The following is a 23953-nucleotide window of genomic DNA, read 5'->3' as shown; positions in this document are numbered from 1 at the left end:
CGATGCCGCCGATGCCATCCGCCGTCCGTGTCCTGGGCCTGACCCTGCTGACCCTGCTGAGCGCCGTCCCGGCCGCGCACGCCGCCGCCGACGGCTGGTCGGCCGCGCCCGCCGGGGAGGCGCGGCCGTCCTTCTACGCCGAGGGCGGCCCCGGCACGGTCCTCCAGGACGCGATGACCCTCACCAACCGCGGCAAGGCGCCCGTGGACGTCTCGCTGCGCGCCGAGGGCGCCGAGGTCACGTTCGCGGACGCCCGGCTCCGGCTGCCCCCGCGCACCCGCACCGAGGTGCCCTTCACGGTGACCGTCCCGGCCCACGACGGCACCGCGCAGCTCGTCGCGCGCGACACCGACGGCCGCACCCGGCGGGTCCCGGTCCATCTGCGCGCCACCGTCCCCACGGTCGCGGCCCTCACCGTCGAGGACCTGGCCGTGCGCGCCGACCGCATCACGTACACGCTGGTCAACCGCGGTACGACCACCCTCGCCCCGCGGCTCGCCGTCCACGTCGACGGCCTCCTCGGCCCGCTCCTCGACCGTGCCCCGCGCACCCTGCCGGCCGCCCTTGAGCCGGGCCGCCGCCTGACCCTCAGCGAGCCCTGGGACGGGCCCGTCCTGGACTCCGTCGAGGTGCGGCTGACCGTCACGGCGGCGGGCGGGGCGCGGGACGAGGCCCGGGTCTCGGCGGGCGTCGGGCCGTGGGGCGCGGTGGCGGGCGGTGCGGGGGCGGCGGCGGCCGGGGGCGCGCTGCTCCTGGTACGACGCCTGCGGGCTGTACGACGCCGCCGGCGCCCCGAGGGCGGGCGGCCCGAATCCTCCTCCCCGGAAGCCGAGTTGACGGGAGCGGTCTCGTGAAGCTGCGCATGCTGGTGGCGGCGGTGCTGCTGGCGCTGGTGTCGGCCGTGGCGGCGCCCGGCGCGTCGGCCGCCGACCGGCCCACCGTCAAGCTCTCCAAGTCCCAGGCCGGCACCGGCGGTTCGGTCACCGTCAGTGGCAGCGGCTGGCGGGCGAAGGCGCTGCTGATGATCCTCATCTGCGGCCAGGCCGTACCGTCCCGGGGTGTGCCCGGCGGCACCAACTCCTGCGCCAACGCCGACGGACGGGCCGTCACCACCGACGCCGAGGGCCGTTTCAGCCGGAGACTGCCGGTCGCCGAACCGCCCGTGCCCTGCCCCTGTGTGGTGCACGTGGCGACGGTGACCGGGGCGAAGGCCGAGGCCGACGCGATCTTCCAGGTTGCCGGGCACGCCGTGGAGCCGCTGCCCGCCGACACCGCGGGCGGCCGGCTGTCGGTCCTCACCGACACCCGCCTCGACGGCTCCAGCGGGCTGCTCACCTGGTTCGGGGCGCCGCCCGCCCGCACCCTGGTCTTCACCGTCGGCAACGTCGGCACCTCGGCCGTCAAGAACCCCGTCTTCCAAGTCGGCACCTCCCACGGCGTGTTCGCCCCGCAGTGGGAGGAACAGCAGTGGCGCGGCACGATCGGGCCCGGCAGGCGGGCTCGCATCGAGCTGCCCGTCGAGCTGACGGGCGGTGCGCACGGCGACTACACGGTCTCGCTCAAGTACGGCGGCAAGGTCCTCGCCGAACAGCCCTGGGGCGTCGGCCGGCCCTGGGGCGTGACCCTGTTCTGGGTCCTGGTCTGCCTGGTCGTGCCCGCCGCCCTGTTCCGCGCCGGGATGGCCGTCGTCGACCGGGTACGGCCCCGCCGCCCGGGCGGCCGGTCCCGCCCCGCGCTGCGGCTGCGACGACCCGAACTCACCTTGCGGCTGCCGGGGTTGCGCAGCGACCCGGCCGAACAGCCGCCCTCGTCCTCGACCCTGCCGTGGTTCACCCCGGACTCCGATCCGGGCACGGCCGGCCGGCTCTCCGCACCGCACGACGACAGCCCGACGACCCCCACCAGAAAGGGACCCACGTGAGCAAGCGAAGGAGAGCCGCCGTACCGGACCGTGCCAGAGTCGCGCTGGCGCTCTGCGGGGCGGGCGTCCTGACCGGCGTCGTCGCCGTCGCGCCCGCGCAGGCCGCGGAGGTGTCGTACGCGACCCACTGCGTCCCGCCCGCCGGCGTCGGCCTCGACCCCGTGGACGGCACCACCAAGGTGGAGATCACCGCACCCGCCACCGCCGAGGTCGGCGACGAGGTCGAGGTGGTGTGGAAGTTCGTCCAGGCCGCCTCGAAGAACCCCGACCTCATCGACATCGGGGAGAACCAGGTCAAGCCGGCCGGCACCCTCAAGGCGGCCGGTGCGCAGAGCGCCGACATCGCCATGGCGGGGCCGCAGGAGAACCCGCCCATCCCCAAGGGCGGCGCCATGGTGCTCTCCGACATGAAGGGCACCCTGAAACTGACGACCGCCGGCGAGGTCACGCTGACGCCGGACGCCTACACGGTCACCGCCTACGGCACGGACACCAAGTGCACGCCGAGCGCGGCCGTCCCGGCGGCGGCGACCATCGACGTCCGGGCGGGGGACGGGAGTTCGTCGACCCCCACCTCCTCCGACGAGCCCGGCGAGAGCCCGAGCCCGACCTCCGGCACCTCCGACGAGCCCGGTGAGAGTGCCTCCCCGACCCCGAGCGCCACGGCCTCCGACAGCGGGCAGACCGACTTCAGCGGCAAGGTCGTCGACATCCCCTACACCTGCCAGTCGCCCATCGGCACCCAGAAGGCGACGTCCACCATCCAGATCGACGCCAAGAAGGACGGCGGGAACTTCGCTCTCACCGTGCAGTTCAAGAAGTCGCCGATGAACAGCCCCGCCAACATCCCGAAGGACTCGATCAAGCCGTCGATGGAGGTGGTCCTGGGCGGCGCCGACAAGGGCTCGGTGCGGGTGGCGGGCCCGACCAACACCGAGGACATCAAGGCGGGCGACCCGATCGAGATCCCGGACATGACCGGCACCTACAAGCCGGGGGCGACGGGTGAGTCCACGCTGTCGCCGGGCGTCCTGACGATCGAGGCGCTCGGTACGACGACGACGTGCAAGCCGGACTCCACGTCGGTGTCCCTGAAGCTGGACACGACGCAGCAGGAGGGCGGCGCCTCCGGAGGCGGCGGCTCCGCGTCCGGCGGAGGCACGTCCGGCGGGGGCTCGTCCGGCGGCCTGGCGGCGACCGGTTCCGAGGACCACGGCGCCCTGAAGGCACTGGGGCTGGTGGCCGGCACGGCCGTGCTGCTGGGCGCGGCGGTGTTCACGTTCCTGCCGGGCAGGCGGCGCCTCTGAGCCGGCCCGGGAAAACCCCGAAGGGCCGCCGCACCGGATGGCGCGGCGGCCCTTCGCAGGTGAGGTTCTCGGCTCAGCGGACGCTGCCCATGAGTTCCTTGACCTTGTTGCGGTACATCCACACGGCCGCACCCGCGACCACGGCGAGCGTGGCTTCCAGGGCGACGATGCCCGTCTTGTTCAGGTCGACGCCGGCGATGGAGAGCAGACCGGTCGTCGCGTCACCCGCGGTCACCGCCAGGAACCAGACACCCATCATCTGGGAGGCGTACTTGGCGGGCGCCATCTTCGTCGTCACCGACAGGCCGACCGGGGAGAGCAGCAGCTCACCGACGGTCTGGACGAAGTAGATCGCCACCAGCCAGGCCGCCGCCGCCTTGTGACCGCCGTCGGCGATCGCCAGCGGGGCGAGGAAGAGGAAGAAGGACGCGCCGACCAGGACCAGACCGGAGGCGAACTTCACGATCGTGCTCGGCTCCTTGCCGCGCCGGTTCAGGGCCAGCCAGAACCAGGCGAAGACCGGGGCCAGCGCCATGATCAGGACCGGGTTGACCGACTGGTACCAGGAGACCGGGAACTCCCAGCCGAAGATGGTGTTGTCGGCCGAGGAGTCGGCGAAGATCGACAGGGTCGAGCCGCCCTGGTCGTAGATCATCCAGAACACGGCCGCGGCGACGAAGAACCAGATGTACGCCGACATCGACTTCTGCTCGGTGCGGTCCAGGTCCTTGTCGCGCTTGATGCGGGCCAGCACCATCACCGGGATGATCAGGCCGAGCAGGGTCAGCGGGACCAGGATCCAGTTCAGCGTGTAGTGGCCGGAGAAGCCGACGATCGCGTAGAAGACGACGGCGATGCCCGCCCAGATGGCGGCCTTGCGCAGCGTCGAGGCCTTCTCCTCCGCCGACAGCGGCGTCGGGACGACGCTGGAGCGGTCCGCCAGGTGGCGGGAGCCGATCAGGAACTGGCCGAGGCCCAGCGCCATGCCGAGCGCGGCGAGCGCGAAGCCCAGGTGCCAGTTGACGTTCTCACCGATGGTGCCGATGACCAGCGGCGCGGCGAACGCGCCGAGGTTGATGCCCATGTAGAAGACGGTGAAGCCACCGTCGCGGCGCGGGTCGTCCGGACCGTCGTAGAGGTGGCCGACCATCGTGGAGATGTTGGCCTTCAGCAGACCCGAGCCGATCGCGACGAGGCCCAGACCGGCGTAGAAGGTGCCGGAGGACGGCAGCGCCAGGGTCAGGTGACCCAGCATGATCACACCGCCGGCGACGGCGACGGTCTTGCGCGGACCCCAGACCCGGTCGCCGAACCAGCCGCCCGGCAGGGCGAGCAGGTAGACCAGCGACACGTACACGGAGTAGATCGCGGTCGCGGTCGCGGCGCTGAGGTGGAGGCCGCCCGGGGCGACGAGGTACAGCGGGAGGAGAGCCCTCATGCCGTAGTAGGAGAAACGCTCCCACATCTCGGTCATGAAGAGAGTGGCCAGTCCGCGGGGGTGGCCGAAGAAGGTCTGCTCGGTGCCGGGGGTGCCCCGGCGGGACGAGTCCTTCGTCAGGCTGGACGCCATGATCGTTCCTTGCTGGTCGGGACGCGCTCGTTTGCTCTGAGCGGCTCACGCGCCCGGTGGTCGCCGTCCCCTCCTGGGGGCCCGGCCACGGGTCACTGCTTCCAGGCCGGCGAGGGCCGGCCCGCACACAAAAGAGACCTTCAGCGTCACATCCTCGCCAAAGGTCCCCGCGGTGCTACAGGCGTTCAATCACCATACGACAGGACAGTGCCGGAAATGGAAGGACTTGAGACGCGAATCACAGGCGGCCAGGGAACCGTACACACCTTTTCTAAGGTCCTCACTCCATTCTCACCCTGGAGACAATGGTTCGTACCAGTACGGCCGATGGTAAGAATCACGCGCTTGCGATCACACCCCAGCATCTGCAGCGAGCGGTCTACCATCAGCTCATGACCCGTGTACTGCTCGCCGAGGACGATGCGTCCATCTCGGAGCCGCTGGCCCGCGCACTGCGCCGGGAAGGGTACGAGGTCGAGGTGCGTGAGGACGGACCCACCGCCCTCGACGCCGGAATGCAGGGCGGTGTCGACCTGGTCGTGCTCGACCTGGGTCTGCCCGGCATGGACGGCCTGGAGGTCGCCCGCCGGCTGCGCGCCGAGGGCCACGCCGTGCCGATCCTCATCCTGACCGCGCGCGCCGACGAGGTGGACACCGTCGTCGGTCTCGACGCGGGCGCCGACGACTACGTCACCAAGCCCTTCCGCCTGGCCGAACTGCTCGCCCGCGTCCGGGCCCTGCTGCGGCGCGGCGCCGCCGAGCCCGCGCAGCCGCCCGCCACCCACGGCGTGCGGATCGACGTCGAGTCGCACCGCGCCTGGATGGGCGACGAGGAGCTCCAGCTCACCGCCAAGGAGTTCGACCTGCTGCGGGTGCTGGTGCGGGACGCGGGCCGGGTCGTCACCCGCGACCAGCTGATGCGCGAGGTCTGGGACACCACCTGGTGGTCCTCCACCAAGACCCTCGACATGCACATCTCCTGGCTGCGCAAGAAGCTCGGCGACGACGCGGCGAACCCCCGCTACATCGCCACCGTGCGCGGCGTCGGCTTCCGGTTCGAGAAGAGCTAGCCGACCCCCGTGCGCCGCCGCCTCATCCAGTCGACGCTCGCCGTCGTCCTCGTCGTCATCGCCGTGTTCGGGGTCTCGCTCGTCATCGTCGAGACCCGGACCATCAGCAACAGCGCCCAGGAACGCGTCGACTCCGAGGCGGTCCGGCTGGCCAGCATCATCGACAGCCGGCTGCTCGGGGAGCAGACCGTGGACGCGGAGATGCTGAAGGACCAGGTCGCGGGGGAGCGGTACGCCGAGATCCGCATCCCCGGCAAGCCGGTCATCGAGGTCGGCAGCAAGCCGGCCGGTGACGTCATCAGCTCCACCGAGAAGGGCGAGGAGGGCGAGACGGTCACCGTCCAGGAGCCGCGCTCGTCCGTCACCCGGGAGGTCGGCCGGACCCTGCTGATCATCGGGGCGGTGGCCCTGCTCGCGGTGATCGCGGCCGTACTGCTCGCCGTAAGGCAGGCCAACAAGCTGGCCTCACCCCTGACCGACCTCGCCGAAACGGCGGAACGCCTCGGCTCCGGCGACCCGCGCCCCCGGCACAAGCGCTACGGCGTCCCCGAGCTGGACCGGGTCGCCGACGTCCTGGACTCCTCCGCCGAACGCATCGCCCGCATGCTCACCGCCGAACGGCGCCTGGCCGCCGACGCCTCCCACCAGCTGCGCACCCCGCTGACCGCGCTGTCCATGCGCCTGGAGGAGATCACCCTCACCGACGACCCGGACACCGTGAAGGAGGAGGCGACGATCGCGCTGACGCAGGTGGAGCGGCTGACGGACGTCGTCGAGCGGCTGCTCACCAACTCCCGCGACCCCCGCACCGGCTCCGCCGTCTCCTTCGACCTCGACGAGGTCATCCAGCAGCAGCTCGCCGAGTGGCGCCCCGCCTACCGCAGCGCGGGCCGCGCCATCGTCAGCTCCGGCAAGCGGCATCTGCGGGCGGTCGGCACCCCGGGCGCGGTCGCACAGGTGCTGGCGGCCCTCATCGAGAACTCCCTCATGCACGGCGGCGGCACGGTGGCGCTGCGCACCCGCGTCACCGGCAACCAGGCGGTCATCGAGGTCACCGACGAGGGGCCCGGCGTCCCCGCCGACCTAGGGGCGCGGATCTTCGAGCGGACCATCAGCGGGCGGAACTCCACGGGCATCGGCCTGGCGGTCGCCCGTGACCTCGCGGAGGCCGACGGAGGGCGACTGGAGATGCTTCAGGCGCAGCCGGCGGTGTTCGGGCTGTTCCTGTCGCGCACGCCGTTGAAGAAGCCGACGGTGGACGAGCCGGAACCCACGGTCCGGTGAGCGGTTCCTTCAACTGACCCGCTGCTTGGAGGGCGGCCTGTGCTGCGCCGCCGCCAGGATCTCCTCCGCGCTCGCCACCAGCTCCGGCGCCGGCAGGGCCTTGAACACCCACGTCCGGTAGGACCAGAAGCGGAACAGCGTCGCGATGCCGATGCCGAGGAACTTGAAGACGTTGCTCTCCAGCGGGCTGTCCCAGCCGAAGCCGTACGTCGCCACGTACAGCACGCCGTTCTCGATCACCAGGCCGACCGCGCTGAACAGCAGGAACAGCGTCAGTTCCTTGGTGCGGCCGGTCTTGTCGCGGTCGCGGTACGTGAAGTAGCGGAAGCCGATGTAGTTCGAGATGATCGCCACCACCGTCGCGATCACGCTGGCCCGCACCACCTGGAGGTCGGTCGTGTGCCGCACCAGGTTGAAGACGAGCAGATTGACGAGCAGCCCCGCACCGCCCACGGCGCCGAACTTGGCGATCTCGTGGACAAGCCTGCGCAGCCCTGAGGAACCACGTCCCATGGAAGTACAGGCCCCCAGTCGGTCGGTTTCGTCAACCCAGCCATGCTAACCATCCCCCCTGCCGGTTGCCTGTGGGCAGACGCACACCGCCGTAAAGAAGCTGGTATGAGCGGCGGAAAGCGGGCGGAAAGCAGGCACAAAGGGGGCGGAGGAGGAGCGGAATCCGGCCGCCGTGGCGCGGCCGATACCCTAGGAGCGTGACGTTCCCGGTAGTCGGCATGGTCGGCGGAGGCCAGCTCGCTCGTATGACACACGAGGCAGGCATCCCGCTCGGCATCAGGTTCAAGCTCCTCAGTGACACCCCTCAGGATTCCGCGGCGCAGGTCGTGAACGATGTCGTCATCGGCGACTATCGCGACCTCGACACGCTGCGTGAGTTCGCGAGGGGCTGCGACGTGATCACCTTCGATCACGAACACGTACCCACCGAGCACCTCAGGGCTCTGGAGGCGGACGGCATCCCCGTGCGCCCCGGCCCCGACGCTCTCGTGCACGCCCAGGACAAGGGCGTGATGCGGGCGCGGCTCGACGCGATCGGGGTGCCGTGCCCACGGCACCGGATCGTGACCGATCCGGCCGACGTGGCGGCCTTCGCGGCGGAGGGGGACGGCTTCCCGGTCGTCCTCAAGACCGTCCGCGGCGGCTACGACGGCAAGGGCGTGTGGGTCGTGGACTCGGAGGAGGAGGCGGCCGACCCGTTCCGCGCGGGCGTCCCCGTCCTCGCCGAGGAGAAGGTCGACTACGTCCGCGAGCTCGCCGCCAACGTCGTACGGTCCCCGCACGGCCAGGCCGTCGCCTACCCGGTGGTCGAGTCGCAGCAGGTCAACGGCGTCTGCGACACCGTGATCGCCCCGGCTCCCGACCTGGACCCGGCCCTCGCGCTCAAGGCCGAGGAGATGGCCCTGACCATCGCCAAGGAACTGGGCGTCATCGGCCACCTCGCCGTCGAACTGTTCCAGACCCGCGACGGCCGCATCCTCGTCAATGAACTGGCGATGCGCCCGCACAACTCCGGCCACTGGACCCAGGACGGCGCGGTCACCTCCCAGTTCGCCAACCACGTCCGGGCCGTCCTCGACCTCCCCCTCGGCGACCCGCGCCCGCGCGCCGAGTGGACGGTCATGGTCAACGTCCTCGGCGGCGACTACCCCGACATGTACTCCGCGTACCTGCACTGCATGGCCCGCGACCCCCAGCTCAAGATCCACATGTACGGCAAGGACGTGAAGCCCGGCCGCAAGGTCGGCCACGTCAACACCTACGGCGACGACCTGGACGACGTGCTGGAGCGCGCACGTCACGCTGCCGGTTACCTGAGAGGCACGATCACCGAATGAGCCCAGTCGTAGGCATCGTCATGGGGTCGGACAGCGACTGGCCCGTCATGGAGGCCGCCGCCCAGGCCCTCGACGAGTTCGAGATCGAGTACGAGGTCGACGTCGTCTCGGCCCACCGCATGCCGCGCGAGATGATCGCGTACGGCGAGGAGGCCGCCGGCCGGGGCATCAAGGTGATCATCGCCGGCGCCGGTGGCGCCGCCCACCTGCCGGGCATGCTCGCCTCCGTCACCCCGCTGCCGGTCATCGGCGTGCCCGTCCCGCTGAAGTACCTCGACGGCATGGACTCCCTGCTGTCGATCGTGCAGATGCCGGCCGGCGTGCCGGTGGCGACGGTGTCGGTCGCCGGCGCCCGCAACGCGGGCCTCCTCGCGGCCCGCATCCTCGCCGCCCACGACGAGGAACTCCTCGGCCGCATGAAGGAGTTCCAGCAGGAACTCAACGACCAGGCCACCGAGAAGGGCAAGCGGCTGCGCGCCAAGGCCGAGGGGTCGGCCAACGGCTTCGGCTTCGGGAAGTGACGGCCGTGAGCGCACTGGAGAGCGCCCGGGAACTCCTCGCCGAGTTCCCGGTCGTCGACGGCCACAACGACCTGCCCTGGGCGCTGCGCGAACAGGTCCGCTACGACCTCGACGCCCGGGACATCGCCACCGACCAGAGCGCCCATCTGCACACCGACCTCGCCCGGCTGCGGGCGGGCGGCGTCGGCGCGCAGTACTGGTCGGTGTACGTCCGCGCCGACCTGCCCGACGCGGTGCCGATGACGCTGGAACAGATCGACTGCGTACGGCAGTTGATCGACCGGCACCCGGCCGACCTGCGGGCCGCGCTGACCGCGGCCGACATGGAGGCGGCGCGGGCGGAGGGCCGTATCGCCTCCCTGATGGGGGCCGAGGGCGGCCACTCGATCGCCAACTCCCTCGCCACGCTACGCGCGTTGTACGCGCTCGGCGTCCGCTACATGACCCTCACGCACAACTACAACAACGACTGGGCGGACTCGGCGACGGACGAGCCGAACGTCGGTGGTCTGTCGGCCTTCGGCCGTGAGGTCGTGCGGGAGATGAACCGCGAGGGCATGCTCGTCGACCTCTCCCATGTGGCGGCCACGACCATGCGCGACGCGCTCGACACCTCCGCCGCCCCGGTGATCTTCTCCCACTCCTCGTCCCGGGCGGTCTGCGACCACCCGCGCAACATCCCCGACGACGTCCTGGAGCGCCTGCCCGCCAACGGCGGTGTCGCGATGGTGACGTTCGTGCCGAAGTTCGTGTTGCAGGCGGCCGTGGACTGGACGGCCGCGGCCGACGAGAACATGCGCGAGCACGGCTTCCACCACCTGGCCACCACTCCCGAGGCGATGCAGGTCCACCGCGCCTTCGAGGAGCGCCGGCCGCGCCCGGTGGCCACGGCCGCGACGGTCGCCGACCACCTCGACCACATGCGCGAGGTCGCGGGCGTCGACCACATCGGCATCGGCGGCGACTACGACGGCACGGCCTTCACCCCGGACGGCCTGGACGACGTGTCGGGCTACCCGAACCTGATCGCGGAACTCCTCGACCGCGGCTGGTCCAGGCCGGACCTGGCCAAGCTGACCTGGCAGAACTCGGTGCGGGTGCTGGGCGCGGCGGAGGACGTCGCCCGGGACCTTCAGGCGACGCGCGGCCCGTCCAACGCGACGATCGAGTCGCTGGACGGCTGAGACGGCAGGTCCTCGAGGGCGGGGTAGTCGGTGTAGCCGGCCGCCCCGCCCACGTACATCAGGTACCGGTCCCGTACCGGATTGAGCGGCGCCCCCAGCCGCAGCCGGGCCACCAGGTCGGGGTTGGCGAGGAACGGCCGCCCGAGGGCCACCAGGTCGGCGCCCGCGGCCAGCATGTCCCGCGCGGCCCGGGTGACCGCCTCGGTGGTGAGGTCGGTCAGCACCGGGTTGCCGATCAGGGTGCCCGGCCAGTCGGCGCGGATGCGGCGGTACCACTCGGCCGCCGGGTCGGCGTGCACGAGGTGCAGATAGGCGAGGTCCAGGTCCTTCAGAGCGGCCACCAGTGCCGGGTAGAGGGTCTCGGTGTCGTCCTCGACGATGCCGTTGACCGTGCCGCCGGGGGAGACGCGTACGCCCACCCGGTCGGCGCCGATCGCGTCGGCGACCGCCTCGGTGACCTCGACGGTGAACCGCACCCTGCGTGCCGCCGGACCGCCGTACGCGTCCGCCCTGCGGTTGGTGTTGGCCGCCAGGAACTGGTGCAGCAGATGCCCGTTCGCCGAGTGCACCTCCACCCCCTCGAACCCCGCCTCGACGGCCCGGCGCGCGGCCGCGGCGAAGTCGGCGGCGGTGGCGCGGATGTCGCCGAGGCTCATCTCCCGCGGCACGACGGCCGGTTGGTGCCCGCGCGAGGTGAAGATCGTCTCCGGGAGCGGGACGGGGGAGGGGGCGACGGGCCGCAGCCCGGTGGTGTCCGGGTGGCTGACCCGCCCGCCGTGCTGGAGCTGCAGGAACATCCGCCCGCCCGCCGCCCGCACGGCCCGGGTCACCCGCCGCCAGCCCTCCACATGCCGGTCGGTGTGGATCGCGGTGATGTTCGGATACGTCTGTCCGACCGCGTTGGGCGTCGCCGCCTCGCCGATGATCAGGCCGGCGGAGGCACGCTGGGTGTAGTGCGTGACCATCAGGCCGGTCGGCGTGCCGTCCGCCTCCGCGCGGTTGCGGGTGAGCGGGGCCATCACCAGGTGGTGGGGGAGGGCGAGGCGGCCGAGACGGGCCGGGGCGAGGAAGTCCGTTGAGTTCGTCATGCCGGGACGGTAGAACTTGACACTGATGTCAGATTCAAGTCCCTCCGGAAGGGGGCACGCATGCGGATCGGCGAACTGGCCCGGCGCACCGGCGTCAGCGAGCGCTCGCTGCGCTACTACGAGGCCCAGGGCCTGCTGGCCGCCGAGCGCACCCCCGGCGGCCACCGGGACTACCCCGAGGCGGCCGTCGACCGCGTCATCCGCATCCAGGAGCTGTTCGCGGCCGGACTGCACAGCCAGAAGATCCGGCAGCTCCTGCCCTGCATGCGGGACCAGGACGGCGGTCCCTCCACCGCCGCCACACCACGCCTCGTCGCCGACCTCACCGCCGAGCGCGACCGCATCGACCGCATGATCGCCGACCTGATCCGCTCCCGGGACACGCTGGACGAAGTCATCCAGGCCGCCGGGGCGGACCAGTACGCCCGAACGCCCCACCCACCAGGAAGCCTTCCGCGCCCCGTGCGACGGTGACCGTACTGCTGATCATGTCGCCGATCACGACGGAGCCCGCCATGGCAGATCTCCAGGACGAACTGCACACCGCCGGCGAGCTCGGGGAGCTCGACCGGCTCCCCGACCCGTTCGTGGCCCCGGAGCCCGTCAGGCCGGTCAGCGACACGGACACCGAGCTCCTGGAGCGGGCGCACGCCGTCCTCGCCGCGCACCCCGTCGCCGACGGCTACAGCGGACTGCCCTGGGCGCTCCGGCATCTGCCGTGGTTCGACCTCGAACTCGGCGAGAGCTCCGTGGACACCGACGTGCCCCGGCTGCGCGAAGGCCACGTGGGCGCCCTGTTCTGGTCGCTGCACCTGCCCGAGAGCATCGGCGGCGACCGCGCCGTGGGCGCCACCCTGGAACAGCTCGACCTCGTCCGAACGGTCGTGGGCGCCCACCCCGAAGGCCTGCGCCTCGCCCACACCGCCGGGGAGACCGCCGACGTACGGCACTGCGGCCGCGTCGCCGTCCTGCTCGGCCCCGCCGGCGCCGCCGCCCTCGGCGACTCCCTCGGCATCCTGCGCTCGCTGCACGCCCTCGGCCTGCGCGCCCTGACCCTGTCCGGCGCCTCCTGGGCGAGCGAGGCGGGACTCACCCGGTTCGGCGAGGAGGTGCTGCGCGAGATGAACCGGCTCGGCGTCCTCGCCGACGTCTCCGGCGCCTCCGCCGACACCGTCCGCCGCGCGATCGCCGTCTCCAAGGCGCCGGTGCTGTGCACCCGCTCCGCCGCCCGCGCCCTGCGCCCGCACCCCGCCAACCTCCCCGACGACCTGCTGGCCGAGCTCGGCGCCGCCAAGGGCCTGTGCATGGTGCCGCTCACCGCCGAGCAGACCGGCCCGAGCGTGCGGGACGTCGCCGACCACCTCGACCACGTCCGCGAGGTCGCGGGACCGGAGTGCGTCGGCCTGTCCGGCACCTACGACGCCGGCACCGCGCACCCGCAGGACCTCGCCGACGCCTCCTGCTACCCGCACCTCGTCGCCGAACTCCTCCGCCGCGACTGGACCGAGTCCGACATCGCCCTGCTGGCCTGGGGCAACGTCCAACGCGTCCTGCGCGGCGCGGACTTCACGGCCCGAGCGGCCCGCGAGCGACGCGAGCCGTCAACGGCAAAGATCTCCGACCTGGACGGCTGACCCGACGGTCCGAACCGGCCGCCGATCCGGTACTGGGCGGGTGGCCGTGAGTCAGGTCGGGCGCCGACCCGGTACTGGACGAGCGGCCACCCTCCGGTTCAGATCGGGTCGATCCGGCAGAGGCAGAACGGATGCCCCGCCGGATCGGCGTACACCCGGAAGTCCTGCTTGTCGTCGGCGTGCAGCGCCCGCGCGCCCAGCGCCAGCACCTTCTTCTCCGCCTCCTCGACCTCCTCCCACGTCGTTCCCGCGTCGAAGTCGAGATGGAACTGCTGGGAGTTGCGGTCCGCCCGCGGCCACTCCGGCGGGGCGTACCCGGGCGCCCGCTGGAAGGACAGCCGCGGCCCGCCACCGGGCACCTGGAGGACCACCCAGTCGGGATCGTCGTCCTCGGGGACGCCACCCGCGACCCCGGCGTAGAAGCGGGCGAGCGCCCGCGGGTCGGGGCAGTCCAGGACGACGGAACGGAAACGTGCCACGGTCACGGCGAACCCTCCTCGTTCAGCAGGCACACAGACAGAACGGGTGCCCCGCCGGGTCCGCGTACACACGGAACGAACGGGAGCGGTCCTCGGCGTCGAGCACCTGCGCGCCGAGCGCCAGGACCTCCTTCTCCGCGGTGTCCAGGTCCGCCACGGTCAGGTCCAGATGGAACTGCTGGGAACGGTCCGGCGAAGGCCACCGCGGCGGGGTGTGGCCGGGCGCCGCCTGGAAGGCCAGCGACGGCCCGCCGGGCACCTTCACGTCCACCCAGTCCCCCTCCCCCTCCACGGTGCCGCCCAGCACCTCGGCGTAGAACCCGGCCAGCGCACGCGGGTCGGGACAGTCCAGGACGACGGAACCCAGCTTGGCGAGAGCCATGATCTCCTCCTGCGTTACCTGTAGATGAGGTCAACCAGTAACGGTTACTGCATGCTCCCCCATAAGGGGTAACGTCGCAAGCATGAGTGACAGATCGGCCGCTCCCGGCAGCCTGGCTCTGGTCGAGTCCCTGGTGAACACACTGGACATCGAGTCCGGAGCGGACGCCCTCGACACCGCCGACGGCCGGACCCGCTTCGGACTCACGGAGCCGGACGTCCCCGCAGCACGCGAACTGCGGGAATCCCTGCGCGCGACACTGCTCGCCCACGCGGGCCACCCCGCGCACACCCCGGTCACCCCCCTCGACGAGCTGCTGGCCTCCGCACCCCTGCGGCTGACCGTCGACGCGACGGACGGCTCCGCCACCCTCACCCCCGCCGACACCGGGCGCCTGCACTCCCGTATCGCCGCCGCCGTCGCCGAAGCACTGGTCGCCGGCACCTGGCTGCGCCTCAAGGCCTGCGAGTCCGACACCTGCCACTGGGCGTACTACGACCGCAGCCCCGCCGGACGCGGCCGCTGGTGCTCGATGCAGGTCTGCGGGGCGCGCGCGAAGATGCGGCGCTACCGCGCCAAGGGCCAGTGATCCGGCCGATGCTCCACCGCCGGTTCACCGGCCGCGCGCAACCCCCGTGGTGCAGAATGCAACAAGACGCCGGTTCGGCCGACTGAGCCTCGGCCGAACCGGCGTCGCCTTGCGCCCGCGGGGATCAGGCCGTCGGCCGGCCCATCGCCCGGTACGTCCACCCCGCCTTGCGCCACAGCACCGGGTCGAGCGCGTTGCGCCCGTCGAGGATCACCCGGTGCGCCGTGGCCTCGCCCAGCGCCGCCGGGTCCAGCTCGCGGAACTCCCGCCACTCCGTCAGATGCAGCACGACATCGGCACCCCGCACCGCCTCCAGGGCGCTGTCGGCGTAGCCGAGCGTCGGGAAGACGCGGCGGGCGTTGTCCATGCCCTTGGGGTCGTAGACGGTCACCTGGCCGCCCTGGAGGTGGATCTGCCCGGCGACGTTGAGCGCGGGCGAGTCCCGTACGTCGTCGGAGTCCGGCTTGAAGGTGGCGCCCAGCACCGCGACCCGCTTGCCCAGGAACGGCCCGCCGCCCAGCGCCTCGCGCGCCAGCTCGACCATCTGCCCGCGCTGCCGCATGTTGATCGAGTCGATCTCGCGGAGGAAGGTCAGCGCCTGGTCGGCCCCCAGCTCACCGGCGCGGGCCATGAAGGCGCGGATGTCCTTCGGCAGACAGCCACCACCGAACCCGATCCCGGCCCGCAGGAACTTCTTCCCGATCCGGTCGTCGTACCCGATGGCCTCCGCCAGCTTCGCCACGTCCCCGCCCGCGGCCTCGCACACCTCCGCCATCGCGTTGATGAAGGAGATCTTCGTGGCGAGGAAGGAGTTCGCCGAGGTCTTCACCAGCTCGGCGGTCGGGAAGTCGGTCACGACGAACGGCGTGCCCTCGGCCAGCGGCGTCGCGTACACCTCACGCAGCAGCTTCTCCGCCCGCTCGCTGCGCACCCCGACCACGATCCGGTCCGGGTGCAGGGTGTCGTCGACGGCGAAGCCCTCGCGCAGGAACTCCGGGTTCCAGGCCAGCTCCGCGTCCTCGCCGGCGGGGGAGTGCTCGGCGAGATAGCGGGCCAGCCGCTCCGCGGACCCGACCGGGACCGTGGACTTGCCGACGACCAGGGCGGGGCCGGTCAGGTGGGGGGCGAGCGAGGCGAAGGCGGAGTCGACGTAACTCATGTCGCAGGCGTACTCGCCGTGCTTCTGCGGAGTGTTGATGCACAGGAAGTGCACATCGCCGAAGGCGCCGATCTCGGCCCAGTCCATGGTGAAGCGCAGCCGCCCGGAGGACCCCTCGATCCCGGCGACGTGCTTGCGCAGCAGCTCGTCGAGGCCGGGCTCGAACATCGGGGCCTCGCCGCGCTCCAGCTTCTCGATCTTCTCCGGTACGACGTCCAGGGCCAGCACCTCGAAGCCCAGCTCGGCCATCGCCGCGGCGTGCGTCGCGCCGAGATAGCCGGTGCCGATCACGGTGATCTTGAGGGCCATGGATGCTCCAGATGGGGGGATGCCGGTGATGCGGAGCCGAGCATAGTCGGGCCGTTCCGCGGGCAATTTTCCCGCTGTCGCCAAGCTCACGTATCACTCCCGTGGGCAGGCCCCTAAAATTTGAGTTACTTAACGGTAATTAGCGTGGACCACCGCAGCGCACTGGGAGCGTGAGACACCTTGGCCGGATCGGCTGACTTCGACCTGTACCGCCCGTCCGAGGAGCACGACATGCTCCGCGACGCCATCCGCTCGCTGGCCGAGGCGAAGATCGCGCCGTACGCCGCCGCGGTGGACGAGGAGGCCCGCTTCCCGCGCGAGGCCCTCGAGGCCCTGGTCGCCAACGACCTGCACGCCGTCCACGTGCCCGAGGAGTACGGCGGCGCCGGCGCCGACGCGCTGGCCACGGTGATCGTGATCGAGGAGGTGGCGCGCGTCTGCGTCTCGTCCTCCCTGATCCCCGCGGTGAACAAGCTGGGCTCGCTCCCGGTGATCCTCTCCGGCTCCGAGGAGCTGAAGAAGAAGTACATGGCCCCGCTCGCCAAGGGCGAGGGCATGTTCTCCTACTGCCTCTCCGAGCCCGACGCGGGTTCCGACGCGGCCGGCATGAAGACCCGCGCGGTCCGTGACGGCGACCACTGGATCCTCAACGGCGTGAAGCGCTGGATCACCAACGCGGGCGAGTCCGAGTACTACACGGTGATGGCCGTGACGGACCCCGAGAAGCGCAGCAAGGGCATCTCGGCCTTCGTCGTCGAGAAGTCCGACGAGGGCGTCTCCTTCGGCGCCCCGGAGAAGAAGCTCGGCATCAAGGGCTCCCCGACCCGCGAGGTCTACCTCGACAACGTCCGCATCCCCGCCGACCGCATGATCGGCGAGGAGGGCACCGGCTTCGCCACGGCGATGAAGACCCTGGACCACACCCGCATCACCATCGCGGCGCAGGCGCTGGGTGTCGCCCAGGGGGCCCTTGACTACGCCAAGGGCTATGTCCAGGAGCGCAAGCAGTTCGGCAAGGCGATCGCCGACTTCCAGGGCATCCAGTTCATGCTCGCCGACATGGCGATGAAGATCGCCGCCGCCCGTGCCCTCACCTATCAGGCCGCGGCCGCCTCCGAGCGCGGCGACAGCGACCTGACCTTCCAGGGCGCGGCGGCCAAGTGCTTCGCCTCGGACGTGGCGATGGAGGTCACCACGGACGCGGTGCAGCTGCTGGGCGGGTACGGCTACACGCGGGACTACCCGGTGGAGCGCATGATGCGTGATGCGAAAATCACACAAATCTATGAGGGTACGAACCAGGTCCAGCGCATCGTCATGGCGCGGAACCTTCCGTAACGGCTCAGACGGGAAGGGGGCGCCCGGTGACACCCGGGCGCCCCCTTCCCGTCTCGGTCCGCCTCAGTCCTCGAACCCCTCCGCCGCCCGCTTCTCCCGCAGCTCCATGATCGCGCGGCGCCTGGCCAGCCGGTGGGTGCGGCGGATCTGGGCCTCCTGGTAGCGCCGCTTGTCGCGTTCGGTCTCCGGGATGACCGGCGGCACCGCGCGGGGCTTGCCGTCGGCGTCGACCGCGGCGAAGACGAGATACGCGGAGCCGACCTGGGTGGCCGGGGCGGACTCGTTCCAGCGCTCGGCCAGCACCCGCACCCCGACCTCCATGGAGGTCCGGCCGGTCCAGTTGACCTGGGCCTTCACATGGACGAGGTCGCCGACGCGGACCGGCTCCAGGAACGCCATCTCGTCCATGGACGCGGTCACGGCGGGCCCGCCGCTGTGCCGTCCGGCCACCGCGCCCGCCGCGTCGTCGACCAGCTTCATGATCACGCCGCCGTGCACCGTCCCCAGAAGGTTGGTGTCGTTGTGGGTCATGATGTGGCTGAGCGTGGTGCGGGACGCCGACGTGGGCTTGCCGGGAATGTCGGACTCCGCTGCGGGGGCCTGGTCTGTCATGCCCTCCACCTTATGCCGAGGTCACATCAGCGGCTTTTGTGTTGGGTTCGCAACAGCAGTGCCCTGATTTTCCTACGACCCTTGTAAAGGGCACAGCCGATCCCTGCACACTTGGCCGCATGAACGATTGGCCCGAGGCATGGTCCGACGAGAACCGCGGCAACCGGTACGGACGCGGCAGCGCGAGCGCGCAGCCTGAAGGCGCGCGCGCCATGCGGCAGGTCCGCCGGCCCGCCTCGGGCGGGCACGGGGGCGGCCCCGGCCAGTCCGCGCCGCCCTACGGCGGCGGAGTCCCCCCGCAGCCCTCCTACGGCAGCGGCGGGGGCTACGGCGGCGACACCGCCGTCGACGGCTACGACAGCGGCTACAACACCGGCCAGGTCTACGGCGGTGGCGGCCCGGCCGGCCCCGGTGGCCGTACCCGCGGCGAGCGCCCCGCGCCGAACTGGCGGCGCCGGATCAAGTGGACGGCGATCACGGTCGTGACCGTGCTGGTCGTGACGACGATCGGCACGTACTTCTGGGCCGACTCCAAGCTCAACCGCGAGGTCGACCTGTCCAAGGTCATCGACCGGCCGGACTCGGGCAAGGGCACCAACTACCTGATCGTCGGCTCCGACAGCCGTGCGGGCATGTCCGCCGAGGAGAAGAAGAAGCTGCACACCGGGTCCGCCGAGGGCAAGCGCACGGACTCGATGATGATCCTGCACACCGGCGACAACGGCGACACGCTGATCTCCCTGCCGCGCGACTCCGACGTGGAGATCCCGACGTACAGGGGCTCCGAGTCCGGCAAGACCTACCAGGGCACCGGCCGCCACGTGAAGCTCAACGCCGCCTACGCCGAGGACGGCCCCGAGCTTCTCGTCCGCACCGTCGAGTACAACACCGGCCTGCACATCGACCACTACGTCGAGATCGGCTTCGCCGGCTTCGCCAACATCGTGGACGCGGTCGGCGGCGTCGACATCACCATCCCGAAGGGCGGCATGAAGGACACCAAGTCCGGCGCCGACTTCGAGGCGGGCAAGCAGACCCTGAACGGCGAGCAGGCCCTGGCCTTCGTCCGCACCCGGTACGCCCTCGCGGGCTCCGACCTGGACCGCACGAAGAACCAGCAGAAGTTCCTCTCCGCCCTCGCCAACAAGGTCGCCACCCCGGCGACGGTCCTCAACCCCTTCAAGCTCTACCCGACCATGGGCGCGGGCCTGGACTCCCTCATCGTCGACAAGGACATGGGCCTGTTCGACCTCGCGGACATGTTCTGGGCGATGAAGAGCGTCAACGGCGGCGACGGCAAGTCGATGAACATGCCGATCTCCGGCTCCACCGGCGGCAACCTCGTCTGGGACAAGGCGAAGGTGAAGACGCTGGTGGAGGAGCTGAAGAACGACGAGAAGGTGACCGTCTCCGGCAACTGAACCCCTCTCGGCGGCCTCCTGCAGCGCCGCGCACCGACGGACCAAGGGCACCCCACCGGGTGCCCTTGAGTGCTGTCAGGGCACACCCCACCGGGTGCCCTTGAGTGCTGTCAGGGCAGGGCCCTCACATCGTGGCGCCCGCCATGCTGCGGCACATGTCCGCGCAGCGGCGACACGCCTCCGCGCAGCGCATCATCATCGGGTCGTCCGGCATGGCCGTACACGCCTCGGCGCACATGTCGCACGCCTTGGCGCACATCGCGCACATCTCGGCCGACATCGGGGAGCGGCGCATCATCATGTCCGCGCACATGCGGGTCATCTCGGAGCAGTCGATGAGCGCGCGCATGATCTGCATCTGGGCCTGGCCGCCCCTCTGCATGCACGAACTCATGGTTTCCTCGCACGTGCTGTGGCAGGACATGCACGCCTCGACGCAGTCCTGCATCTCCTTGCTCATGGCGGTCATGCCGGCCATTCCGGGCTGGGTCATGGCTCCTCCTCGGGGGATGCGGAGCCCGGGGCGGGCCCCGTGCGTTTCCGTCCTACGCCCGCCCGCGGCTCGGCGCCATCGGGCGGACGGTAATAATCCGGAACGTGGCCGACGCACACGCACGGTCCCGGCGATTCCACCGGAAGAGACCCTGCCGCCGCCACGGGGGTCACGGCTTCCTGGCCACCCCTCCGAAGTGCGTGACCTCCGCGATCTCGCCCTCCGGCGCCTCCGGCCGCCAGCGTGAGCAGGAGACGATGCCGGGTTCCAGGAGCTCGACGTCCTCGAAGAGACGGGCGAGGTCGGCGCGGCTGCGCAGGGTCATCGGGGCCGACCCCTGGCTGTTCCAGTACTCCACCGCCGTCTTCATCGCCTCGCCGTCGACCTCGGTGGTCGGGTGGGAGATCACCAGGTAGCTCCCCGAGGGGAGGGCGGCCATGAGCCGGCGCACGATCCCCACCGCCTCGTCGGTGTCCATCACGAAGTTGACGATGCCGAGCATCGTGACCGCGACGGGGCGGGTGAGGTCGAGGGTCTCGGCGGCACCCCGCAGAATCGCCTCGGGGTCGTGGACGTCCGCCTCGATGTAGTCGGTGGCGCCCTCGGGCGTGCTGGTGAGCAGGGCGTGCGCGTGGGTCAGCACCAGGGGGTCGTTGTCGACGTAGACGATCCGGCACGCGGGGTCGACGCGCTGGGCGACCTCGTGGGTGTTGTCGGCGGTCGGCAGTCCGGTGCCGATGTCGAGGAACTGCCGTATGCCCGCCTCCTCGGCCAGGAAGCGGACCGCGCGGGCCAGGAAGGCACGGTCCGCGACGGCCGAGCGCGGCAGGGCCGGGACGAAGGACAGGATCTGGTCGCCGACCTCCTCGTCCACGGGGTAGTGGTCCTTGCCCCCGAGCCAGTAGTTCCAGATCCGGGCCGAGTGGGACACGTCGGTCCGGAGCCGGGTCATGCGTGCGACGCCTTCGTCACGGGGGCCTGCGGGGTCGGACATGAGCCTGGTCTCCTTCGGGCGGCACTGACCGGACGTCACCGGTCGGGATGCGCACCAAAGTAGACACAAGTTCGCGGCCGTGGCCGGAAGTTGACCGAAGTTCCGGCCTGACGGGCAGGGAAGTCAGACGCACCCCACCTCGTCCCCCGTCACCACCCCCAACTCCCCCTGGTAGGGATCCTCCGCCCGCACCTTCCGCACCTGCTTGAAGTCGGCCCCGGCGATCACCTTCAGCAGCGCCCCCTGCCCCTTCACGGCCCGCAGCTCGCTGCCCGGCAGGGCTGCCGCGAGGGACTTCGCGGAGCGGTCCCAGCGGGGGTCGTAGGCGACGACCGTGCGCTGGACGGAGCGGTTCGCCGAGGTGAGCGGCTGGTGGGTGGTGCGGAAGCCGGTCGCGGCCAGCTGGGCGTCCACGCGGCGGCCGAGTCCTGCGGTGGCGGTGCCGTTCTCGACCTGGACGCGGATCTGCTGCGGGGCGACGGCCACCCGTACGGCCTTGCTCTTCGGCTTGTGCGCGGCGAGCGGCTTGTCGTCGCGCAGGGCCTGGAAGAGGCGGCCGGCCTTCTTCGCATCCCATTTCAGGGTGGAGCCGACGCCCTTCACGGCGTACCCCATCTGTCCGATCGGGACCGTCGTGAACTCCGAGGAGGAGGGGGAGAAGTTCCGCATCGCCCGTCCGAGGTCCAGCAGCTCGTCCGTGCCGAACTCCTTGTCGGCCCGTACGGAGCCGAGGACGGCCCGCGTGACGTCCCGGAACTTCATCGGGTTCAGGAGGATGCCGGAGGACGTCGCGCGGTCGATGAGCGCCGCCATGAAGCGCTGCTGGCGCTTCATGCGCCCCAGGTCCGCCGCGCCGTCGATGTGCCGTGAACGGACGTACTGGAGGGCCTCGCCGCCCATCAGGGTGTGGGTGCCGGCGGGCAGGTCCAGGCCGGTGTACGCGTCCTTCAGGGGCTCGGCGGTGCAGATCTTCACCCCGCCGAGCACGTCCACCGTCTTCATGAAGCTGGTGAAGTCGACCTCCAGGTAGTGGTCGATCTTCACGTGCGTCATCGTCTCGACGGTCCGGACGGTGAGCTGGGGGCCGCCTTCCGCGTATGCCGCGTTGATCTTGATGGGGTGGCCGTGGTGCTTCTCGCCGGTGGTCTGGTCGGTGTGCGGGGGCGTCATCGCGTAGGAGTCGCGCGGCAGGCTCACCACGCTGGCCCGCTCCCGGTCCTCCGAGATGTGCACGATCATGATCGTGTCGGTGCAGTGGCAGGGCGCGCCGCCCAGCCGGTACTTCTGCCGCTCGGCCTCGGTGATCTTGTCGCGTCCGTCGGTGCCGACCAGCAGCACGTTCATGCCGTGCCCCGCGCGCGGCCGGTTCTTCATGTCCTTGAAAGGGTCCACGCGGGCGATGTCCGCGTCGAGGCCGGCGAGCACGCCGTGCCCGATGCCGGCCGAGGCGAGGACGACCACGGAGAGCGTGGTCACCGCCCGTGCGGCCCAACGCGGCTTCCGCCGCCGGGCGGGCGGCTGCGGCCTCGGTCGGGGCCGGGCGGCGGGGGAGCGGCGGGGCGGCGTGGGCATGGGGGACACCTCCGCTGGGACCGGACCAAAAGGGCCTTAGATGGGATCTTCAGCACCGTAGGCCCATACGATCTGCGGCCCGGTGCACCGCACCCGGCGGCGCGCACCGGTGTCCCCCGTTCGCGGTAACGTGAGCCCCCTATGAACGCCAAGCCCGACGTGCAGCTCCCCGCCGTGTCTGTGATCATGCCCGTCCTCAACGAGGAGCGGCATCTGCGCGGAGCCGTCCAAGCGATCCTCGCGCAGGAGTACGCCGGCGAGATGGAGGTCGTGATCGCCCTCGGTCCGTCCCAGGACCGTACGGACGAGATCGCCGCCGAGCTCGTCCGTGAAGACCCGCGCGTGCACACCGTCCCGAATCCGACCGGCCGCACGCCCGCCGCCCTCAATGCCGCGATCAAGGCCTCCCGCCATCCGATCGTCGTCCGCGTCGACGGCCACGGCATGCTCTCGCCGAACTACATCGCCACCGCCGTACGGCTCCTGGAGGAGACCGGCGCGCAGAACGTCGGCGGCATCATGCACGCCGAGGGCGAGAACGCCTGGGAGGACGCGGTGGCCGCCGCGATGACCTCCAAGATCGGTGTCGGCAACGCGGTCTTCCACACGGGAGGCCAGGCGGGCCCCGCCGAGACCGTCTACCTCGGTGTCTTCCGGCGCGAGGCGCTGGAGCAGCAGGGCGGCTACAACGAGGAGTTCATCCGCGCCCAGGACTGGGAGCTGAACTTCCGGATCAGGGAGGCCGGCGGCCTGATCTGGTTCTCGCCCGAGCTGAAGGTGTCGTACCGCCCGAGGCCGTCGGTGAAGGCGCTGGCCAAGCAGTACAAGGACTACGGCCGCTGGCGGCACGTGGTCGCCCGCTACCACTCCGGCTCCATCAACCTGCGCTACCTCGCCCCGCCGGTCGCCGTGTGCGCGATCGCGGCCGGGCTCGTGGTCGGCGCGGCGCTGACCCCGCTCGGGTTCGTGATCCCCGGCGGCTATCTCGCGGCGATCCTGCTCGGCTCGCTCCCGGCGGGCAAGGGGCTGTCCCTGAAGGCCCGGGTCCAGATCCCCGTCGCGCTCGCCACGATGCACATGTCGTGGGGGTACGGCTTCCTGACCAGCCCGAAGTCACTGGCGCGGAAGGTCATCGCGTCGCGGCGGCCGGCGGTGCTCAGCTCGCACTGAGCACCG

At 71.3% G+C, this 23953-nt stretch carries 24 protein-coding genes; 14 read left to right on the top strand and 10 right to left on the bottom strand.

Translation table 11 applies throughout. The features are described 5' to 3' along the window. Positions 1 to 11 precede the first annotated feature (11 nt). From DI272_RS18315 to DI272_RS18305, 3 genes are read left to right on the top strand one after another with little or no spacing between them, the layout of a single operon-like run. On the top strand, positions 12 to 854 hold the full coding sequence (locus DI272_RS18315; RefSeq protein WP_109500905.1) for a hypothetical protein: 843 nt from the start codon (positions 12 to 14) through the stop codon (positions 852 to 854). Between the two features lie 8 nt (positions 855 to 862). After that, positions 863 to 1921 carry a hypothetical protein gene (locus tag DI272_RS18310; RefSeq protein WP_109500904.1) on the top strand — a complete coding sequence of 353 codons (1059 nt, stop codon included), beginning with the start codon at positions 863 to 865 and terminating at the stop codon, positions 1919 to 1921. Further along, positions 1918 to 3228, top strand: a complete 1311-nt coding sequence (locus tag DI272_RS18305; protein WP_109496394.1) for a hypothetical protein — start codon at positions 1918 to 1920, stop codon at positions 3226 to 3228. The genes DI272_RS18310 and DI272_RS18305 overlap by 4 nt, the downstream gene beginning before the upstream one ends. 73 nt (positions 3229 to 3301) lie before the next feature. Here DI272_RS18305 and DI272_RS18300 read toward each other — a convergent pair whose 3' ends face one another. After that, positions 3302 to 4798 carry an oligopeptide:H+ symporter gene (locus DI272_RS18300; RefSeq protein ID WP_109496393.1) on the bottom strand — a complete coding sequence of 499 codons (1497 nt, stop codon included), beginning with the start codon at positions 4796 to 4798 and terminating at the stop codon, positions 3302 to 3304. A 392-nt stretch (positions 4799 to 5190) separates the two neighbouring features. Here DI272_RS18300 and DI272_RS18295 point away from each other — a divergent pair, with 392 nt between their 5' ends. Continuing rightward, the gene (locus DI272_RS18295; protein WP_016436346.1) at positions 5191 to 5868 is read left to right on the top strand and encodes a response regulator transcription factor; all 678 of its coding nucleotides are present in this window, start codon (positions 5191 to 5193) and stop codon (positions 5866 to 5868) included. 9 nt (positions 5869 to 5877) lie between these two features. After that, positions 5878 to 7152 carry an ATP-binding protein gene (locus DI272_RS18290; protein WP_109496392.1) on the top strand — a complete coding sequence of 425 codons (1275 nt, stop codon included), beginning with the start codon at positions 5878 to 5880 and terminating at the stop codon, positions 7150 to 7152. 9 nt (positions 7153 to 7161) lie between these two features. Here the strand turns inward: DI272_RS18290 and DI272_RS18285 are convergent, their stop codons facing one another. Continuing rightward, on the bottom strand, positions 7162 to 7665 hold the full coding sequence (locus DI272_RS18285; protein WP_109496391.1) for a GtrA family protein: 504 nt from the start codon (positions 7663 to 7665) through the stop codon (positions 7162 to 7164). 197 nt (positions 7666 to 7862) lie between these two features. Here DI272_RS18285 and DI272_RS18280 point away from each other — a divergent pair, with 197 nt between their 5' ends. The 3 genes from DI272_RS18280 to DI272_RS18270 are packed head-to-tail and all read left to right on the top strand — an operon-like array spanning position 7863 to position 10707. Beyond that, a complete protein-coding gene (locus DI272_RS18280) occupies positions 7863 to 9002 on the top strand; it encodes a 5-(carboxyamino)imidazole ribonucleotide synthase (RefSeq protein ID WP_109496390.1) in 1140 nt (379 codons plus the stop codon). Next, a complete protein-coding gene (purE, locus tag DI272_RS18275) occupies positions 8999 to 9523 on the top strand; it encodes a 5-(carboxyamino)imidazole ribonucleotide mutase (protein WP_109496389.1) in 525 nt (174 codons plus the stop codon). Before DI272_RS18280 ends, purE begins: the two co-directional genes overlap by 4 nt. Continuing rightward, on the top strand, positions 9520 to 10707 hold the full coding sequence (locus tag DI272_RS18270; RefSeq protein WP_375138047.1) for a dipeptidase: 1188 nt from the start codon (positions 9520 to 9522) through the stop codon (positions 10705 to 10707). The genes purE and DI272_RS18270 overlap by 4 nt, the downstream gene beginning before the upstream one ends. Here the strand turns inward: DI272_RS18270 and DI272_RS18265 are convergent. Beyond that, positions 10656 to 11795, bottom strand: a complete 1140-nt coding sequence (locus DI272_RS18265) for an alkene reductase (RefSeq protein WP_109496388.1) — start codon at positions 11793 to 11795, stop codon at positions 10656 to 10658. The two genes, DI272_RS18270 and DI272_RS18265, sit on opposite strands and share 52 nt — an antisense overlap. A gap of 60 nt (positions 11796 to 11855) precedes the next feature. Between DI272_RS18265 and DI272_RS18260 the strand changes: the two genes are divergently transcribed. Continuing rightward, positions 11856 to 12269, top strand: a complete 414-nt coding sequence (locus tag DI272_RS18260; RefSeq protein WP_109496387.1) for a MerR family transcriptional regulator — start codon at positions 11856 to 11858, stop codon at positions 12267 to 12269. A gap of 41 nt (positions 12270 to 12310) precedes the next feature. Continuing rightward, positions 12311 to 13429 carry a dipeptidase gene (locus tag DI272_RS18255; RefSeq protein ID WP_109500903.1) on the top strand — a complete coding sequence of 373 codons (1119 nt, stop codon included), beginning with the start codon at positions 12311 to 12313 and terminating at the stop codon, positions 13427 to 13429. 98 nt (positions 13430 to 13527) lie between these two features. On the opposite strand, the gene DI272_RS18250 is transcribed toward DI272_RS18255, so the two are convergent. Together DI272_RS18250 and DI272_RS18245 are read right to left on the bottom strand one after the other, a co-directional pair. Continuing rightward, complete coding sequence (locus DI272_RS18250; protein WP_109496386.1) at positions 13528 to 13914, bottom strand: VOC family protein; 387 nt, start codon at positions 13912 to 13914, stop codon at positions 13528 to 13530. A gap of 16 nt (positions 13915 to 13930) precedes the next feature. Beyond that, a complete protein-coding gene (locus tag DI272_RS18245; protein ID WP_109496385.1) occupies positions 13931 to 14290 on the bottom strand; it encodes a VOC family protein in 360 nt (119 codons plus the stop codon). Positions 14291 to 14372: 82 nt separating this feature from the next. Here DI272_RS18245 and DI272_RS18240 point away from each other — a divergent pair, with 82 nt between their 5' ends. After that, complete coding sequence (locus DI272_RS18240; protein WP_109496384.1) at positions 14373 to 14879, top strand: CGNR zinc finger domain-containing protein; 507 nt, start codon at positions 14373 to 14375, stop codon at positions 14877 to 14879. A 124-nt stretch (positions 14880 to 15003) separates the two neighbouring features. Here DI272_RS18240 and DI272_RS18235 read toward each other — a convergent pair whose 3' ends face one another. Next, entirely contained in the window at positions 15004 to 16347 is a 1344-nt protein-coding gene (locus tag DI272_RS18235; RefSeq protein WP_109496383.1) for a UDP-glucose/GDP-mannose dehydrogenase family protein, read from the bottom strand. 180 nt (positions 16348 to 16527) lie between these two features. On the opposite strand from DI272_RS18235, the gene DI272_RS18230 reads away from it, so the two are divergent. Further along, on the top strand, positions 16528 to 17685 hold the full coding sequence (locus tag DI272_RS18230) for an acyl-CoA dehydrogenase family protein (RefSeq protein ID WP_109496382.1): 1158 nt from the start codon (positions 16528 to 16530) through the stop codon (positions 17683 to 17685). Between the two features lie 63 nt (positions 17686 to 17748). On the opposite strand, the gene DI272_RS18225 is transcribed toward DI272_RS18230, so the two are convergent. After that, positions 17749 to 18297 (bottom strand): acyl-CoA thioesterase, encoded by a 549-nt coding sequence (locus tag DI272_RS18225; RefSeq protein WP_109496381.1) that lies wholly within the window; start codon positions 18295 to 18297, stop codon positions 17749 to 17751. Positions 18298 to 18416: 119 nt separating this feature from the next. On the opposite strand from DI272_RS18225, the gene DI272_RS18220 reads away from it, so the two are divergent. Continuing rightward, positions 18417 to 19718 carry an LCP family protein gene (locus tag DI272_RS18220; protein WP_109496380.1) on the top strand — a complete coding sequence of 434 codons (1302 nt, stop codon included), beginning with the start codon at positions 18417 to 18419 and terminating at the stop codon, positions 19716 to 19718. Positions 19719 to 19842: 124 nt separating this feature from the next. On the opposite strand, the gene DI272_RS18215 is transcribed toward DI272_RS18220, so the two are convergent. From DI272_RS18215 to DI272_RS18205, 3 genes are all read right to left on the bottom strand, one after another. Then, positions 19843 to 20211 carry a four-helix bundle copper-binding protein gene (locus DI272_RS18215; RefSeq protein ID WP_109496379.1) on the bottom strand — a complete coding sequence of 123 codons (369 nt, stop codon included), beginning with the start codon at positions 20209 to 20211 and terminating at the stop codon, positions 19843 to 19845. A gap of 169 nt (positions 20212 to 20380) precedes the next feature. After that, a complete protein-coding gene (locus DI272_RS18210; protein WP_109496378.1) occupies positions 20381 to 21205 on the bottom strand; it encodes an SAM-dependent methyltransferase in 825 nt (274 codons plus the stop codon). Between the two features lie 123 nt (positions 21206 to 21328). Beyond that, positions 21329 to 22777, bottom strand: a complete 1449-nt coding sequence (locus DI272_RS18205) for an LCP family protein (RefSeq protein WP_109496377.1) — start codon at positions 22775 to 22777, stop codon at positions 21329 to 21331. Positions 22778 to 22918: 141 nt separating this feature from the next. Between DI272_RS18205 and DI272_RS18200 the strand changes: the two genes are divergently transcribed. Continuing rightward, positions 22919 to 23947 (top strand): glycosyltransferase family 2 protein, encoded by a 1029-nt coding sequence (locus tag DI272_RS18200; protein ID WP_109496376.1) that lies wholly within the window; start codon positions 22919 to 22921, stop codon positions 23945 to 23947. The last annotated feature ends 6 nt before the right edge of the window (positions 23948 to 23953 follow it).

It is taken from the genome of Streptomyces sp. Act143 (assembly GCF_003143935.1).
In the GTDB taxonomy this organism is placed as follows: Bacteria; Actinomycetota; Actinomycetes; order Streptomycetales; family Streptomycetaceae; genus Streptomyces.
The sequence above is the reverse complement of the archived record's forward strand: the minus strand, read 5'-3'. Positions and strand labels throughout refer to the sequence as shown.

Excerpts from the sequence above, each read along its gene's own strand:
- DI272_RS18215 (WP_109496379.1), bottom strand. The coding sequence starts at position 20,211 with ATGACCCAGCCCGGAATGGCCGGCATGACCGCCATGAGCAAGGAGATG.
- DI272_RS18310 (WP_109500904.1), top strand. The coding sequence starts at position 863 with ATGCTGGTGGCGGCGGTGCTGCTGGCGCTGGTGTCGGCCGTGGCGGCG.
- DI272_RS18285 (WP_109496391.1), bottom strand. The coding sequence starts at position 7,665 with ATGGGACGTGGTTCCTCAGGGCTGCGCAGGCTTGTCCACGAGATCGCC.
- DI272_RS18265 (WP_109496388.1), bottom strand. The coding sequence starts at position 11,795 with ATGACGAACTCAACGGACTTCCTCGCCCCGGCCCGTCTCGGCCGCCTC.
- DI272_RS18300 (WP_109496393.1), bottom strand. The coding sequence starts at position 4,798 with ATGGCGTCCAGCCTGACGAAGGACTCGTCCCGCCGGGGCACCCCCGGC.
- DI272_RS18295 (WP_016436346.1), top strand. The coding sequence starts at position 5,191 with ATGACCCGTGTACTGCTCGCCGAGGACGATGCGTCCATCTCGGAGCCG.
- DI272_RS18205 (WP_109496377.1), bottom strand. The coding sequence starts at position 22,777 with ATGCCCACGCCGCCCCGCCGCTCCCCCGCCGCCCGGCCCCGACCGAGG.
- DI272_RS18315 (WP_109500905.1), top strand. The coding sequence starts at position 12 with ATGCCATCCGCCGTCCGTGTCCTGGGCCTGACCCTGCTGACCCTGCTG.
- DI272_RS18240 (WP_109496384.1), top strand. The coding sequence starts at position 14,373 with ATGAGTGACAGATCGGCCGCTCCCGGCAGCCTGGCTCTGGTCGAGTCC.
- DI272_RS18260 (WP_109496387.1), top strand. The coding sequence starts at position 11,856 with ATGCGGATCGGCGAACTGGCCCGGCGCACCGGCGTCAGCGAGCGCTCG.
- purE (WP_109496389.1), top strand. The coding sequence starts at position 8,999 with ATGAGCCCAGTCGTAGGCATCGTCATGGGGTCGGACAGCGACTGGCCC.
- DI272_RS18220 (WP_109496380.1), top strand. The coding sequence starts at position 18,417 with ATGAACGATTGGCCCGAGGCATGGTCCGACGAGAACCGCGGCAACCGG.
- DI272_RS18245 (WP_109496385.1), bottom strand. The coding sequence starts at position 14,290 with ATGGCTCTCGCCAAGCTGGGTTCCGTCGTCCTGGACTGTCCCGACCCG.
- DI272_RS18210 (WP_109496378.1), bottom strand. The coding sequence starts at position 21,205 with ATGTCCGACCCCGCAGGCCCCCGTGACGAAGGCGTCGCACGCATGACC.
- DI272_RS18255 (WP_109500903.1), top strand. The coding sequence starts at position 12,311 with ATGGCAGATCTCCAGGACGAACTGCACACCGCCGGCGAGCTCGGGGAG.
- DI272_RS18200 (WP_109496376.1), top strand. The coding sequence starts at position 22,919 with ATGAACGCCAAGCCCGACGTGCAGCTCCCCGCCGTGTCTGTGATCATG.
- DI272_RS18225 (WP_109496381.1), bottom strand. The coding sequence starts at position 18,297 with ATGACAGACCAGGCCCCCGCAGCGGAGTCCGACATTCCCGGCAAGCCC.
- DI272_RS18235 (WP_109496383.1), bottom strand. The coding sequence starts at position 16,347 with ATGGCCCTCAAGATCACCGTGATCGGCACCGGCTATCTCGGCGCGACG.